This is a genomic window from Microbacterium aoyamense (assembly GCF_023155855.1).
GTDB lineage: Bacteria > Actinomycetota > Actinomycetes > Actinomycetales > Microbacteriaceae > Microbacterium > Microbacterium aoyamense.
The window spans coordinates 1-15,408 of the sequence record NZ_JAKNUT010000002.1; the positions used below are offsets into that span (position 1 = coordinate 1).

A 15,408-nucleotide genomic window follows, 5' to 3' on the forward strand; every position below is an offset into this window, starting at 1 on the left:
ACCGGCCGGGGCAGGGCACGCTGGGCGACGAGGTGGAAGCCGGCGCTGAACGCGTTCGCGATCGCATTCGAAGGCCGTATCAACTAATGACCGCCAGACCAGATCCACCGTTTATCGGACACACCCGTGCGACGAACTCGAGTCCGTCAAGCCGTGCCGCGGTGAAGGACCGGCTTGCGAGGGGAGTGAGAAATGTGCGCGGTGAGGGTGCGGGTTCGCCCTCGACCGCGCGGGTTTCGCCGGACTGTCCACTGCGATTTCGCCGGGTGCCTTGACGTATCGTTTGGGGGTGGATCTTGCTGGTGGCGTCGTTGGGACGACTGAACAGCCATCGGTGACATCACCCGCAGGGGAGATCCAGCCGGTTCCGCGTCACAGGCTGAGCCGCGCCGCGAAGCTTTGGTGGATGGTCCTGGTGGTAGTCGTCGTGCTGGCGGCAGCGGCGTGGGCTGTGGTTCATGTCGTTGCGAACCGAGCCTTCGACGAGGCGGCATCAGCGGTCGCGGCCGCAGCTCTCGACGCCGGCGACGCGACCGTCTCACTTCGCGCCTTGACGGATGACGTGGCCGGGTCGGTCCATGTCGCCGGCGTGATCGTGGAGACGTCATCGACTGCCGAGGATCTGGTGGACGCGAACGCGCGTGCAGAGCTCGCCGATGCCGCCACGGCGTCTGCGGCGCTGGTGGACAAAGCGGCATCGACTCTGCAGGACTCTGTGCGCGCCGAAGAGACCCCCAAGCCGCTGTGGACATGGGATCTGCTGACTGTCGCACCGCGTTTGACGGGCAATGCCTCAGGTCTCGGTGAGTACGCAAAGGCGCTTGCTTCCGCACAGGATGCGGTCGAGGACGCCGATGCGGCATTGCTGGATGCCGCGCGGGACTTATACGCATCGGTCCCACCCCTGGCGGCTGCACTCGAAAAGGCGAACGTGTCCGCGCGCGCATTCGTCCTCCTCGACCTGCGTTACGCCGCAGCCGCCGCAGCCGAGCAGACGGGCCTCGGCACCGGCGCCGCGAACGCGTTCACCACGTACGCCGCGATGGCAGCGAACCTCAAGCACTCCCAGCAGGTCGAACTCGCAGAGAAGGCAGGACCGCTCCTCGCGACGCGACTGGAGATCGAGGCGTTCGCTCGTTCCATTGCCGGCGGAGTGGTGCTCGACTTCGACTGGGCACCGATCGTGGCTGGCGTCGGCGGATCGGACGGCATCGGCGGCACCGCGACCTGGGCTGTCGTACGCGGTGGATTCTCAACGATCACCCTCTCGAACTCCGTCGCGGAGACCTGGCCCTCTGCAGATGCCAGAGCACTCGTCGCCCACGAGGTCGGGCACGCGATCACCTCCAAATGTAGCGAAATGTTCGACTCCGCCAATGCGGACGCCAACGAGGCGTGGGCGACCGCGTGGGCGATCAGCATGGGCCACACTGCAACCGGCAACGGCGTACAGGCTTACGGCTACCCACCCCAGTCCCTGATCGACAAGGCCGCGACCTGCCGGTAAGCGGCATTACACCTACCTTCGCCCCAGTCGGGTTGACGGCGCGCTCACGGACCCGGTAACGGGCAGCTTCTTGACGACAGCGTGGTGCAAAGTGAGATCTCTCGGCGAGAGCGCGTCTCGGTTCTAGGGCATCGCGGCGGTGTGTGAGGATCTTCAGGTTTGACGTAAGGGAGTGCAGGTGGTTGCGTCAGGGACGTTCCGTCCGGAGCCGGGCATGGTTGCGATGAACTTCTTGGCAAGCGCGTGCCTCACCGGTCTCGCGATCGTCCTGATTTGGGTCTCGTTCGCCGAGCGCAATGTATGGCTGCTGCTGCCGACGTTCGCCGCAGCGTTGGTCGGCCTGTGGATGATGTTCCGCGCGCCGCTGATGCGGGTCTCGTTCGACAGCGAGTCCCTTCACATTGTGGGGTTGTTCCGTAGTCGACGCATTCGGCGGTCCGCCGTTCTCTCCGTCGAAAGGTCGGACCTGGACCTGCCCATGGTTCAGTGGGCGGGTCCCGGGTCTCCGGACAAATGGAGTGTGATGACCCCGTTGATGCTCGGGTCTAGCGCGTTCTTGCCTGCATCGATGTATCGTCGTCGGCACAGGTTTCTCGCCTCCCTGCGATTGTGGGCACCCGATGCGACGGACAATGACGTCCGGCCGGGGTGGTGGTCTCGCTTGCTCGACGTATTCGCCGCCGCACTTGCGGCCCTTTTGCAGTCACCAGCACTGCGAATCCTTGCCGCTATCACCGCTCTGATGGTGGCCGCGGCGGTGTACTGGTTCGGGTGGGTGAGTCTCGCCGACGTCATCCACAACGACGTCCGCTACTCGCGCGGGCTTACCGCTGCCGTGTTCGTCGTCGCGGCGGCAGCCGAAACTGGATACTGGCTGGCGCCGCTCAGGAAGCGACACCCGCTCCTTTGGCACATTGCACTCGCCGTGGTCGTCGCACCGCTAGCGGCGCTGACACTCGTCGCAGTCTTCACGTAGCGCCCATGAGCTTGGGCACTGTGATCGCGCAAGCGGATCCCTCTGCGCGAATAGCTCTGTCCCGCTGAGCAACCCTTCAGCACCGTCAGTCGCAGTTATCTCCTCGGCGAGTGAATTGCGGAACTGGTTGCTCGTGAGCGGACACTTCATAGTGTGAGGGTTTCTGACGAGGCAACATGGGCTGAGGTTTGTGCTGGCCGGGGCGACGCGTTTGGGGAGATCTTCGACCGTCACCGTGCCCGCGTGTATCGACACGCTCGTGGGTTGGCGCCGTCGTGGTCGGACGCGGACGATGTCGTTGCGGTGACCTTCTTGGAGGCGTGGCGCAAACGGGACAGTGTCCAATTCGTCGACGGCTCGTTGTTGCCGTGGCTGCTTCGGACCGCGACGTTCACCGCCAGCAACCTCACCCGTGCGGCGAGGCGGTATCGGGCCGCTTTGAGGCGGCTCCCGCCCGGGGAGGCGCAACCCGATCATGCCGAAGTGTTCGATGACGGTGAGGCGATGACCGCTCTGCGCGGGATGTCCCGTGCAGATCAGGAGGTCTTGACCTTGTGCGTCATCGAGCGTGTCGGCACGGAGGATGCTGCCCGCATCCTGAACGTCCGTGTCGGGACAGTGAAATCCCGGCTCTCGCGAGCGACCGCCCGTCTGCGGGCGGCTGTGACTGAACCGTCTCTTCTCGTACGCCCGGAAGGGGTAAGCGATGTCCTCTGAATCGTCGACCAGCGATCGTGACGTAGAGCTGCGGCGCATGCTCGTCGCGACCGCGTCAGCTGCCCCTACCCGTTCGCGCCGGCGCTGGAGCGTCGCAGGCCCGATCGTCGCGTTCGCGCTAGCCGGCGCGCTCACGGGCGCCGTGTCGGCAGCGGCCCTGTCTACCCCCGCGCAGGAACCCGACGTGAATGTTGAGGCGATGACCAGCGCGCTGGTCTACGACGACACCCAGCTGTTCGGTGCACCCGCGTTGCTGAGCGGCCAAGGCAACACGACAGTGCAGCTCGGCGCGAAGCCCGAAGGAGCCACCGAACTTGTCGTCGCATTCCAATGCGAGGATCCCGGCCGGTTCGACTTCCTCCTCGACGGCGTGATCGTGGGCACCAGCATCTGCGATGAGGAGTCGACATCTTCCGCCGGTGGGGGAAGCTTCTTCACTGTCGGTGACGGCGACACTCACACGTTTGCGGTGGTGACCGACGAGCAGTCTCGGTACGTGCTGTGGGCGTCGTGGGCTGCGCGCGCGGTCCCTCCCGCCGCTAGTCAGGCCCAGGCCGAGGCGATGGCGGATGGGCAGGTGACGGACGCGGAGTACCGGGCGGCATTCGCGCGCTACTCCGAGTGCATGACGAAGGCTGGATATCCACTCCTGGGTGTCAATGACGCTGGCACGGTCATCACCTACTCGAACTCAAACGAGGCCGTCACCTCCGGCGTGGAGGGCCGATGCTACGCCCTCGAATTCGGACAGATCGATGCCGCGTGGCAGATCGCGAACGAATACGAAAGCGAAACACAACGTGCCCTACGCGCCTGCTTGGAAGCTGAGGGCATCACCCCTGGGCCCGACGTCGCGACGGTCTGGCAACAACTTCAGGACGCAGGCATCGACCCCGTCGAATGCACCACCGGCACCAAGTCCCCGTTCAACGAATAGGCGATCCACTGCCGCAACAGCAGCTGGTGCTGGGGGCACAGATCACTGGACGTGCCAGCGCCCGCACAGCCACCTGTGATGTGCTGACCTCGTCACTTAACGCAGGCGCTGATTGGAGGTAAGCCGGCCAATGCACCGCTCCTTCCTCAGCGGGTTCGTCCGCTACATCGGCCTTCCTCTCGTCTTCGTTGCGATTGTGATCGCCCTAGGGCCAGGTCCGATCGTTCCGAAAGTCATTGGGCTGTGCAGCGCAGTAGTCGTCGCACTCGTCGTTTACGTCGTGATCTGGCGAGTGGCGCTTCGGCGAGAGGACCGCGCTTCACGCAACAACAACCAGGCGCGGGACATTGCTCGCCGAGGACTGACAGCCGTCCGACGCCGCGACATCCGGCTAAGCGCACCCCGCGACGAGAGTTAATCCCGTTCGTTGGCGGATCTGCTTGTGGCCGCCGCAGATGCCTCGCTTGACGATGCTTTGTGGTTGCGCTGAGACAACAACTCGCGGTGCGCTCAGTGCCAGCCCTCGCATTCGCCGAGCTAGTTCCCGTTCCGGGGCCATTCCCGCTTCTGTCCAACAGAACTATCGCTCCGAGTATTTCTGTTTGTACAATCTAAGTAGAAATAACGAGAGGCTCAGTTGTGGTTGTTGGGAGCGAGCACGGCGACTGGCCGCCGCACGGCAGCGAGGTGGTGCACTGGCGCCAGGAGCGTCGCGGCGGGAACAGGGAGGACCGGATGCTCAGCGAGGTTACGACCTCGCTGCCTCCACTGATCGCCGACCTTGACTACGTCGTCCCCGCAAATCTCACACAGCTCGGCGAGCGTGCGCTCGTTGCGCTCGGGGCGATGGACGGCGAGGCAACCGGGCAGCCAGCGGCGATGGCGCGCTTCATGATCCGCAGCGAGTCAGTAGCCTCCTCGAAGATCGAACGCGTCTCGGCGAGCACCGAAGACTTCGCTCGTGCGCTGGCCGGCCAGAAGTCGAACTCCTCGGCCGTGAGTATGGTCGCGGCCAGCGCTGCGCTTTCGACGATGGTCGCGGCCGCGGGATCACGCGGCACCATTGAGCGTGCGGACATCCTGACCGCCCACGAAGCGCTCATGCGCGACGACCTCCATGAAGGACCCTATGCCGGCCGGCTCCGCGACAGCCAAAACTGGATCGGCGGCAGCGACTACAGCCCGCGGACCGCGCTTTACGTTCCACCCGGTCACGCTCGTGTCAGCGAGCTGCTCGACGACTTGATCGCGTTCGCGAACCGGGATGACCTGCCGACGATGGCGCAGGCGACGATCGCCCACGCGCAGTTCGAGTCGATCCACCCGTTCGGTGACGGCAACGGCCGCACAGGTCGAGCCCTCATCGGCGCGATCCTCCGACGTCGCGGCGTCACACCTCATACGGTCGTGCCCGTGGCGAGCGGCCTGCTCGCCAGGCGAGACGACTACTTCGATGCTCTGGGTAGCTACCGGGTCGGTGATGTGCAGCCGCTGCTCGAGCTGATGCTTCGCTCGGCGGTCGCTGCTGCTGAGGAGGGCAGGGTGTCGGTGCAACGGATCAAGCAGTTCCCGCAGCAGTGGATCGAGCAGGCTGACGTGCGCCGAGCTTCGACGGCTGCTGCGCTCATCCCGGCCTTCTTCGACAACCCGGTCATGAGCATCGCGGACGTTGAGCGGACGGCGGGGCCGGTCTCGCCGAAGCTCTACGCGGCGCTGACCCGCCTCGAGGATGCGGGCATCATCCAGGAGATAACTGGCCGCAAACGGGACCGGGTCTGGGCGGCCAGCGACCTGATGGTCGAGCTCGAGGACCTCGACAGTCGGATCGCTGCGGCGATGAAGCAACGCTGATCGCGCACGTTCAAGCTTTCGGTCGCGTCGGCTCGGCGGCGTGGGCATCGGCGGCGGCCCGGTGGTGACTGACGCGACTAGGCAGCGGTCGGGCGGGGTCGATAGGCGCACACCGCGCAGGTGCCGTCGACGACGAGCTTGTGGCCGTCGATGGCGCAGTCCCACCCCAAGCCGGGGATGGTGTTCTGGCGGGCCTCGTACGCCGTTCTGGCGCGTGCACAGGCACCGCAGGGATCCGAGGTGCCCGCAGGGTGCTTCGCGCAGAACGGGGAGTCTGCGTGACGCGTGACGTTACGCGTGACGTAGGCACTCTCTCTTGTGGTTTCGCTTAAGGAGCCTGAGCCTACGTTTGCCGTCACGTCACGCGTCGCGTTATGCGTGACGTCACGCATAACTCGTGGTTCGTGCGCGGTCGCGCGTTGCGGTTGGGAGTCCGTTTCCCGCTGACGGTCGCGGTAAGCCTGCTGGCGGCGCTTGGCGGCGTCTCGGTAGCGGTGGATCTCCTCGGCCGTGGACTGGTGGAGATCATCCGACCAGCCGGCCAGGAGGTAACCGTCCTCCACCCGGCACCACAGGCCGGCGGCCTCCAGCTCATCAAAGGCGCCCTGGTCATCGCCGTCGGGATGAAGGTACTTCGTGTAGCGAGCCGGCACGGCCCCGTCGGTTCCTTGCCCGTTGCACCACATCAGCGCACCGGCGAGGATGCGGAACGCGCGGTCGCTGAGGTTGTCGATCCGGAGGCTGCCCAGCCACTCGGCGGGCAGCCGTGCGTCGACCATGACCGTCAGTTGGTCCGGATCAGGGCTCGACGCCGAAGATCCTCAGCAGCGCCGCGCGGGGGATCATCCGACGCGGTCCGAGCTGGACGGTGGGGATCGTCCCGCGCTCGACACCGAGCTTAATGGTCCGATATTCGACGCCGACCAGCTCGGCGGCGTCCTTATAGGTGAGGGCGAGTGAGTTCTGCGAGCGGTTCATGTCTTCTCCTTCGTGAGCCGCCTTTGTCAGCGCATGCGCACACGGTAGCACCAACTTGAGCCATATGTGTCATGAATGCGTCATGTCATGCCTTGTTCGTCGAATGGATGCCTGAGATACTGGGCGCATGGTGCACCTCGAGAACGTCGACGTCAGCGACGAGCGCGTCGCCGTCGGCAACGGGGTAAGCGTGCCGGCGTCATGGACGATCGTGCTCCACGGCGAACCGGGGGTGCCCGGCGCCGTCCGTGTGAACGTCGCGTACGACGCACGACTGAATCGCACGGTCGCCGCCGAGGTCAGAGTTCTCCGCGAGGGCGACGGGGATGAGGTGACCAGCCTGACCTTGCGGGAGGTGCGTGTGCAGTACGCGCTCCAGGCCAGTGGTTTGCAGATGTCCACAGTCGCTGAGCCCGGCCATCCGGTCGCCACCGGCGCCGAGTATCTTCGACGGATGCAGGAACGCACCGACCGCGACCTCACGGCCAGCGTCTACGACGCGTCAAGAACGTATCAACTCGCAACCGCCATCAACCTGCCGCCGCTGAAGGCCGTCGCCGACTGCCTCAGCGTCAGTCAGAGCACGGCAACACGATTGATGAACCGGGCACGCTTCGAAGGTCTCGCACCCGGAGTCGATCTCCCGGATCCGTCTGCGACCGGACCCTTCGCGGGCGCAACCGCACCCGGCGGCCCCTCAATCGGCAGGTAGGTGGACCGGTGCTGAGTCGCCCCAACCAGCACGGAACCGTTCCATTCAAGAAGGTGTGAGGCGATGGGTAGCATTCACCCCTACACGACCACGGCGGGCAAGCGGATGTACCGCATCAGTTATCGAGCGCCCGACCAGTCCCAGCGCACCAAGCGCGGATTCCGAACGAAGCGCGACGCGGAACTGGCACTCGCCCAAGTCGCGATCGCAAAGAGCCGCGGCGAGTTCATCGATCCGACCGCCGCCGCGGTGACCGTCGACACGATGGGGGAGGAGTGGCTCGAGCAGCGTCGGGGTGTCCTGAAGCCGTCGTCGTTCCGGCCGCTCGAGTCTGCGTGGCGGAAGCACGTCCAGCCGAAGTGGGGCGCGCGCACGGTGGGCAGCATTCGACACTCCGAGGTGCAATCGTGGGTTTCCGCGATGACGGGTGGATCGACCACGGTGAGGCGTGCGCAGGGAGTTCTCGCTGGCATCCTCGACGGCGCAGTCCACGATCGCCGCCTTTCACGCAACGTAGCTCGCGACATCGCTTTGCCGACCAAGACCCGCAATGCCCGCAGGCACTATCTCGCTCACTCTCAAGTGCAGACCCTCGCCGACCATGCCAGACACCCCGCTCTCGTCCTCTTCCTCGCCTACACCGGCCTCCGCTGGGGCGAGGCCACAGCGCTGCGCATTCGGCACGTTGACACGCTCAGGCGGCGTGTGAGCGTGGAAGAGAACGCAGTGCTCGTGTCCGCTGAAGTTCACGTTGGAACGCCGAAGACGCACCGGTCCAGGTCGGTGCCCTACCCGGAGTTCCTCGCGCTGCCGATAGCGCAGCTGGCGGAGGGCAAGAGCCGAGATGAGCTGCTGTTCGGCGACGGCGTCGACTACCTGAAGCTGCCGGCGTCGCGCAACGGATGGTTCACGGTCGCGGTGCGCGCGGCGCAAGACGAGGATCCGACAATACCGAGGGTCACACCCCACGATCTGCGCCACACGGCCGCCAGCCTCGCCGTGCAGGCCGGCGCCCACGTGAAGGCCGTGCAGCGGATGCTCGGTCACGCATCGGCGGCTATGACGCTCGACGTCTACGCCGACCTGTTTGACGATGACCTCGACGCCGTAGCTACCGCCCTCGATCAGGCGAAGCGCGCTGCAAGTGTTGTCATTCCGTTGTCACGAGAAAGGGACCGCAAGGCCTGAATGGCCCGCGATCCCTTGTCCCGACTGGTGCCCCCGACTGGAATCGAACCAGCGACCTTTGGTACCGGAAACCAACGCTCTATCCACTGAGCTACGGAGGCGGACGCTCTAGGTTATCAGCGGTCGGCGGTTCATCCCGCCGCTCGCATGTGTCGCGTGGCGATGGTCGGCGGATCCTTCACCGACGCCGAGTGACGACGATCAGTTGATGATCTCAGCGCGTTCGTCGCGCATCACGGCGATCCGAGTCCGCCACGCCTGGAGATCCTCTGGCGAGAGTCGGGGCCAGCCCTCGACCTCGCGCACGATCCGGATCGGGTCGGCGCTGCGGTACGAACGGGTCGGGTTGCCGGGGAACTTCTTGTCCGTCACGTTCGGATCGTCCTCGAACGCGCCCGTCGGCTCGACCTCGTAGACCCGCGGTTCACCGTCGCCCGCGGCGAGCTCGGCCGCGAGACCTGCGCCGTTCGCGAGCGCCGTGAAGTAGATGTGGTTCATGACCACCTCGGGGCGGTAGTTCGACCGGAACCCCGCCGTCAGCAGATCGCCGACCCGCAGATCGGCCTTGGTGCCGTGGAAGAAGGGTCCTGCATCCATCCCCCGAGGCTAACCCGGTTCGCGCGCCGTTCACCGTGGCTCGATAAGGTTCCTGGGTGGGGGGATCGACGACCTGGGGGCCTGTGACCGTGCTGTGGGCGAGCACACAGCAGGCGACCCGATCGACGGCGCGCCGTGTCGCGGCACTCGGTGACGCGCAAGTCGACCGGTATCGGGCGCTGGATGGACGGGCGGCCGTGCGTTTCGCGCTGAGTCGCGCACTGCTCGCCGAGGCGATCCGCGCGGTCGCGGGTCCCGATGCCGATCTCGCGATCTCGACGACGTGCGAGCGCTGCGGGGCCGAGCACGGTCGCGTCCGGCACGCCGGCGGGCAGGTCGAGCTCAGCGTCAGCTACGCGGGCGACCTCGTCGTCGTCGCTGCCGCGCCGGCCGTGGCGACCGCGGGCATCGGCGTCGATGTCGAGACGGATGACGCGGACGAGGCGCGACGTGCGGCCGAACTCGCCCCGCTCTTCGCCCCCGAGGCGGCGCCGTCGCTCGAGAAATGGACCCGGATCGAGGCCGTGCTCAAGGCCGACGGCCGCGCCCTGAGGGTCGAGCCCGCGGCCGTGACGTTCTCGGAGCACATCCCCTTGGCGCATGTGCCGGGCGCGGCACTGCCGTTCGAGGTCGCGACTCTGCCCGGCCCGGCGGGGTACGTGCTCAGCGCAGCGGTCGCTCCACCCGCGGAAGCGGCTCCGTCAGAGGAGCAGGCGCGTCCGCGAAGGTCGAACTGGGAAGCGCCGGGAGCCTCCGCTCGTCGAGCCACCCGCGCAGGAGCCCCGCCAGCGGCATCCCGCTGACCTCCTCCGCCAGCGCGACGAAGTCAGCGGTCGTCGCCGTCCGCCCGCCGAAGCGCTGCGTCCACGCCCGCAGGAGGGCGAAGAACGGGCCGTCGCCGATCGTCAGTCGCACCGCGTGCAGTGCGAGTGCGCCGCGCTTGTACACGCGGTCGTCGAACATGTCGTCCGGCCCGGGATCGCCGATGATCAGATCCTTCGTGAGGCCCGAGAGGTTCTGATGGTGCGCGAGCGCCTTGGCGTGGGCGCTGGGGCCTCCGGATGCTTCGGACCAGATCCATTCGGCGTAGCACGCGAAGCCCTCGTTGAGCCAGATGTCGCGCCACTGCGCGAGGCCTACGCTGTTGCCGAACCACTGGTGCGCGAGTTCGTGCGCGACGAGTCGCTCGAGTCCCTTGGCGCCGTCGATGTGGTTGGCGCCGAAGATGCCCATGCCCTGCGCCTCGAGCGGGATCTCGAGGTCGTCGGCGGTCACGACGACCCGGTATTCGGACTGCGCGTACGGGCCGAATGCGTTCTCGAACGTCGCCATCATGGCGGGGAGGTCGGCGAGGTCGGCATGCACGCGCGCCGCGAGCCGACGCGGGTAGTACAAGCGCCCCGCGACCTCGCCGAGAGGCACCGCCTCTTCCGTGTAGCGCCCGATCTGGATCGTCACGAGGTACGGAGGAGTGGGCACGTCGTTGGCGAACTCCCACCGCGTCCGGCCGCGCACGGTCGAGCGCGTCACCGCCCCGGCGCTCACGACGGCGTAGGCCGGATCCGTCGTGATCGTGATGCGGAACGTCGCCTTGTCGGACGGCAGGTCGTTGCAGGGGAACCACGTCGGCGCGCCGGTGGGCTGGGATGCCACGAGCAGGCCGTCCTCGAGTTCCTCCCACCCGATCGTGCCCCAGCGCGTGCGCCGCGGGCGCGGAGCTCCTGCGTAGGCGACGGTGATCTCGAAGGCATCGCCCACCGCGAGGGGTTTGGACAGGCTGATCCGCAGCTTGCGGTCACTCTGCCGGTAGGTGGCAGCCGCGTCATCCCGCACCCGCACGCGGCTCGCCCGCACGCCGACGAGGTCGAGCGAGACGACCTTCGTCGCCGCCGTCGCCGTGCCGAGGATGACCGCGGTCGCGCTCAGCCGATTGGTCGAGAGCTTGTAGTCCAGGTCGAGGTCGTAATGATCGACCGAGATCGCCGCATCGCCGCTCTGCGGCACGTAGTCGTCGGCATTCACGATGCCGCATCCTGATAGGCGCGGACCGTCACCGCCCGCCACGGCCCGATCGGATTGCCGCTCCAGCGGCTGCCCTCAGGTACGAGCTCGCCGCGCATGACGAGCGACGCGGGCCCGACCGTGGCATCCGCGGCGATCGTGGCGGCGGGGAGGATGACGCTGTGCGGGCCGAGAGTCGCGCCCTGCCCGAGGGTCACCGTGTCGATGCTCATCACTCGATCATGGAACAGATGCGTCTGGACCACACATCCGCGGTTCACCGTCGCGCCGTCCTCGAGCGTCACGAGGTCGGGTTCAGGCAGCCAGTAGCTGTCTGTCCAGACGCCGCGCCCGATCTTCGCCCCGAGCGTGCGCAGCCAGAATGCGAGGGCCGGCGTGCCCGCGGCGGCGTTCGCGAACCACGGCGCCGCGACCATCTCGGTGAAGGTGTCGGACACCTCGGTGCGCCACACGAAGCTCGACCACAGCGGGTGCTCACCCGGGCGGATCGGCCCGACGATGATCCACTTCGCCGCCGTCGTGATGGCCGCCGCGATCGCCCCCGCGATGAGCAGGACCGCCCCCGAGAGCAGGATCGCGATCGGCAGACCCGTGACCTCGATGAGCCACGCGAGCATCAGCAGCACCGCGAGGCCGATCGCGAACGTGACGACGACGGGGATGACGCGGCCGAGTTCCCACAGTGCACGTGCGAGGCGCAGCGATGCGCGTGGCCGGTAGGTGCGGTCGAGGTCGGCATCGTTGACGACGCGGCGCAACCGCACGGCGGGCGAGCCGAGCCACGACGACCCGGGCTTCGACTTCGCGGGTGCGACGGACAGCACCGCGACGAGCCCGTCGCGCGGCACGCGGTGTCCCGCCGCGGCCATGCCCGAATTGCCGAGGAAGGCGCGCTTGCCGATGCGCGCCTCGGCGAGCCGCATCCATCCGCCGTTCAGCTCGTAGGTGGCGACCATCGTGTCGTCGGCCAGGAACGCGCCGTCGTCGATCGTGGTCATCGAGGGGATCAGGAGAACGGTGGATGCCTCGACATCGCGCCCGACCCTTGCGCCGAGCAGGCGCAGCCAGACGGGGGTCACGAGACTCGAGTAGATCGGGAACAGCACCGTGCGCGCGGAGTCCAGCAGACGCTCCGTCGTCCACGCCTGCCACGCGACGCGGCCGTGAACGGGGTGGACGCCCTCCCTCATGCCGATCGACAGGAGGCGCACCAGGATCAGCACCGCGAGCGCGAAGGCCGCGCCCGAGACGAGCACGGCGGGCACGAGCCACACGAGAAGCGCGGGGATCGCCTCGCCGAGAGTGGCCGCGCCGCGGACGCCGCCGGCCACGACCAGGACGCCGGCGGCGATCGCGAGGAACGGGAGGAGCCCCAGGACGGCGGATGACGCGGCATACGCCCACAGCCAGCGGCGCCGCGTCGGCGGGCGCTCGGTGGCGAAGGGCTCGGACTTCCCGCCCACGCGTTCGGCGGGCGACCCCGCCCAGCGCTGGCCGGCCCGCACGCGACCGAAGACGGCCGAGCCCGGTGAGATCTCGGCGTCGCGCCCGACCTTCGTGCCCGGCGCGAGCGTGCTGCGCGCGCCGATCGTCGCCCCGGCGCCGATCCGGATGCCGCCGATCCGCACCGTACCGCCGTCGATCCAGTAGCCGGTGAGGTCGACCTCGGGCTCGATCGCGGCGCCGGAGCCGACCTCGAGCATGCCCGTGACGGGCGGGAGCGCGTGCATGTCGACGCCGCGGCCGATCTTCGCGCCGAGCGCCCGCGCGTAGAAGACGACCCACGGCGCACCCGCGAGCCCGACCGGATCGACCTGCTGCGAGACCTGCTCGGCGAGCCAGAGGCGCATGTGCACCGCGCCGCCGCGCGGGTAGTCGCCCGCTCGGACGCCGGCAAGCAGCAGGCGCGCCGCCGCCGCTGCGATGGCCATGCGGCCGAACGGTGTGGCGAACAGCAGCAGGCTCACGATCAGGACGGCGGGTGGGGCGTCGGGCAGGAACTCGAAGCCCGGCACGAGCCGCAGCAGCCAGCTCGCGGTGAGAAGCCACGTGATCCAGCGCAGCCCCGAGAGGATGAAGAGGGGGATGCCGGCGAGGCTCTGCGCCCACTGCGTGCGCCGTGGTGTGGGGTCGGCGGTCGAGAAGGTGCCCTGAGCGGCGGCGTCCGTGGCGTCGGATTCGACGGCATCCGTCATCTGACGAAGCCGCGGCAGATCGTAGACGTCCGCCATCGTGAACTCGGGTGCGCGCGACCGGATGCGCGAGACGAGCTGGGCGGCCGCGAGCGAGCCGCCGCCGAGCGCGAAGAAGTCGGCGTCGTCGTCCGTCGGCTGAACGCCGAGCACGGCGAACCACTGCTCGGCGAGCCACGCGGCCGTGCCGGACAGCGTCGAGTCCGCGGCATCCGGATCCGTCAGCGGCCAGGGGAGGGCCGCCTTGTCGACCTTGCCGGACGTGCGCACGGGCAGGTCGTCCATGACGGCGAGGAGCGGGATGAGCGGCGCAGGGAGGGTCTCGGCGAGCTGCGCGCGCGCCACCTGCCGGTCGAACCCGTCGGCGGGCACGACGTAGCCCACGAGCAGCGAGACACCGGCGTCCGTCTTGCGCACCGCGACGGCGGCGGCCGACACCGCGGGCAGATCCTGCAGTGCGGTCTCGATCTCGCCGAGCTCGATCCGACGCCCGCCGACCTTCACCTGATCGTCGGCGCGCCCTTGGAAGACGAGGCCCTCGGGATCGTTGCGCACGAGGTCACCGGATCGATAGGCGCGATCCCAGCCGAGCGTCGGCATCGGCGCGTACTTCTCGAGGTCTTTCGCGGGGTCGAGGTACCGCGCCAGTCCGACGCCGCCGATGATGAGCTCGCCGACCTCGCCCGCGGCGACTCGTTCACCGGCGGCATCGACGACCGCGAGCGACCACCCGTCGAGCGGCAGGCCGATCCGGATCGGCGGCTCGCCGTCCATCCGCGCGGCACACGCGACGACGGTCGCCTCGGTCGGGCCGTACGTGTTCCAGACCTCGCGACCCTCGCCGACGAGGCGGGCCGAGAGCTCCGGCGGGAGCGACTCGCCGCCGAAGATCAGCAGGCGGATGTTCTCGATCGCATCCTGCGGCCACAGGGCAGCCAGCGTCGGCACCGTCGAGACGACGGTGATGCTGTGTCCGACGAGCCATGGGCCGAGGTCCTCGCCCGAGCGCACGAGCGCACGCGGAGCCGGCACGAGGCACGCGCCGTGGCGCCACGCCAGCCACATCTCCTCGCACGACGCGTCGAACGCGACCGAGAGCCCCGCGAGCACGCGGTCTCCGGGACCGAGCGGGGCATCCTGCAGGAACAGCCGCGCCTCGGCGTCGGCGAACGCGGCAGCCGAGCGGTGCGACACGGCGACACCCTTGGGGACGCCGGTCGAACCCGAGGTGAAGATGACCCACGCGTCGTCGTCCACCGTGGGCGGCGGCACGGTCACGATGGCGCTCGAGCTCGGGTGCGGCGCGGTCCCGTCGAAGAGGGCGAGGTCGTCGGCGATGGATGCCTCGGCCGGCATGTATCGTCCGCCGGCGCCGATGACGCCCCGCACGGACGCTTCGCCGAACACGAGATCGGCGCGCTCCTGCGGGTCGTCCGCGTCGACGGGCACGTAGGCCGCACCCGCCGCGATCGTGCCGAGGATCGCGATGTAGAGCTCGCGGCTGCCCGACGGCATCCGGATTCCGACACGGTCGCCGCGCCGCACGCCGTGCTCATGGAGGCGCGCGGCGGTCTTCCACACGCGCGCCAGCAGCTCGGCGTAGCTCAGCGCACCGTCGTGATCCTCGAGAGCGGATGCTGCGGGATGCCGGGCGGCGGACTCGCGCAGGATGTCGATGAGGGTCCGCGGTGGCGGTGCGGCCGCGCTGCGGTCGAGGTCGTTCTGCACGGG

General features: G+C 68.2%; 12 protein-coding genes and 1 tRNA gene. 7 read left to right on the forward strand and 6 right to left on the reverse strand.

Translation table 11 applies throughout. The features are described 5' to 3' along the window. The first annotated feature begins 406 nt into the window (after positions 1-406). The 5 genes from MA876_RS06765 (at position 407) to MA876_RS06785 (ending at position 5,988) form a co-directional block, all read left to right on the forward strand. A complete protein-coding gene (locus MA876_RS06765; RefSeq protein ID WP_248147206.1) occupies positions 407-1,507 on the forward strand; it encodes a hypothetical protein in 1,101 nt (366 codons plus the stop codon). Positions 1,508-1,721: 214 nt separating this feature from the next. After that, the gene (locus tag MA876_RS06770; protein ID WP_248147208.1) at positions 1,722-2,483 is read left to right on the forward strand and encodes a hypothetical protein; all 762 of its coding nucleotides are present in this window, start codon (positions 1,722-1,724) and stop codon (positions 2,481-2,483) included. Between the two features lie 153 nt (positions 2,484-2,636). Further along, entirely contained in the window at positions 2,637-3,200 is a 564-nt protein-coding gene (locus MA876_RS06775; RefSeq protein ID WP_248147210.1) for an RNA polymerase sigma factor, read from the forward strand. Beyond that, positions 3,190-4,137 carry a hypothetical protein gene (locus MA876_RS06780; RefSeq protein ID WP_248147212.1) on the forward strand — a complete coding sequence of 316 codons (948 nt, stop codon included), beginning with the start codon at positions 3,190-3,192 and terminating at the stop codon, positions 4,135-4,137. Before MA876_RS06775 ends, MA876_RS06780 begins: the two co-directional genes overlap by 11 nt. 735 nt (positions 4,138-4,872) lie before the next feature. Next, positions 4,873-5,988, forward strand: coding sequence for a Fic family protein (locus MA876_RS06785; RefSeq protein WP_248147214.1), 1,116 nt, complete (start codon positions 4,873-4,875; stop codon positions 5,986-5,988). Between the two features lie 77 nt (positions 5,989-6,065). On the opposite strand, the gene MA876_RS06790 is transcribed toward MA876_RS06785, so the two are convergent. Together MA876_RS06790 and MA876_RS06795 are read right to left on the reverse strand one after the other, a co-directional pair. Then, positions 6,066-6,767, reverse strand: a complete 702-nt coding sequence (locus MA876_RS06790) for a hypothetical protein (protein WP_248147216.1) — start codon at positions 6,765-6,767, stop codon at positions 6,066-6,068. Positions 6,768-6,786: 19 nt separating this feature from the next. Further along, positions 6,787-6,966 carry an excisionase family DNA-binding protein gene (locus MA876_RS06795; protein ID WP_248147218.1) on the reverse strand — a complete coding sequence of 60 codons (180 nt, stop codon included), beginning with the start codon at positions 6,964-6,966 and terminating at the stop codon, positions 6,787-6,789. A 127-nt stretch (positions 6,967-7,093) separates the two neighbouring features. Here MA876_RS06795 and MA876_RS06800 point away from each other — a divergent pair, with 127 nt between their 5' ends. Beyond that, on the forward strand, positions 7,094-7,678 hold the full coding sequence (locus MA876_RS06800; RefSeq protein WP_248147220.1) for a hypothetical protein: 585 nt from the start codon (positions 7,094-7,096) through the stop codon (positions 7,676-7,678). Between the two features lie 249 nt (positions 7,679-7,927). Then, positions 7,928-8,866 (forward strand): tyrosine-type recombinase/integrase, encoded by a 939-nt coding sequence (locus MA876_RS06805; protein WP_344049650.1) that lies wholly within the window; start codon positions 7,928-7,930, stop codon positions 8,864-8,866. Positions 8,867-8,891: 25 nt separating this feature from the next. Here the strand turns inward: MA876_RS06805 and MA876_RS06810 are convergent. The 4 genes from MA876_RS06810 to MA876_RS06825 all read right to left on the reverse strand — a co-directional run bounded on the left by MA876_RS06810 (position 8,892) and on the right by MA876_RS06825 (position 15,405). Next, a tRNA-Arg gene (locus tag MA876_RS06810) sits at positions 8,892-8,967 on the reverse strand. Positions 8,968-9,067: 100 nt separating this feature from the next. Next, positions 9,068-9,463, reverse strand: coding sequence for an NAD(+)--rifampin ADP-ribosyltransferase (gene arr, locus MA876_RS06815; RefSeq protein ID WP_248147224.1), 396 nt, complete (start codon positions 9,461-9,463; stop codon positions 9,068-9,070). Positions 9,464-10,126: 663 nt separating this feature from the next. Continuing rightward, complete coding sequence (locus MA876_RS06820; protein ID WP_308221646.1) at positions 10,127-11,485, reverse strand: M1 family metallopeptidase; 1,359 nt, start codon at positions 11,483-11,485, stop codon at positions 10,127-10,129. Then, positions 11,482-15,405, reverse strand: coding sequence for a Pls/PosA family non-ribosomal peptide synthetase (locus MA876_RS06825; RefSeq protein WP_248147226.1), 3,924 nt, complete (start codon positions 15,403-15,405; stop codon positions 11,482-11,484). Before MA876_RS06825 ends, MA876_RS06820 begins: the two co-directional genes overlap by 4 nt. Positions 15,406-15,408: the final 3 nt, after the last annotated feature.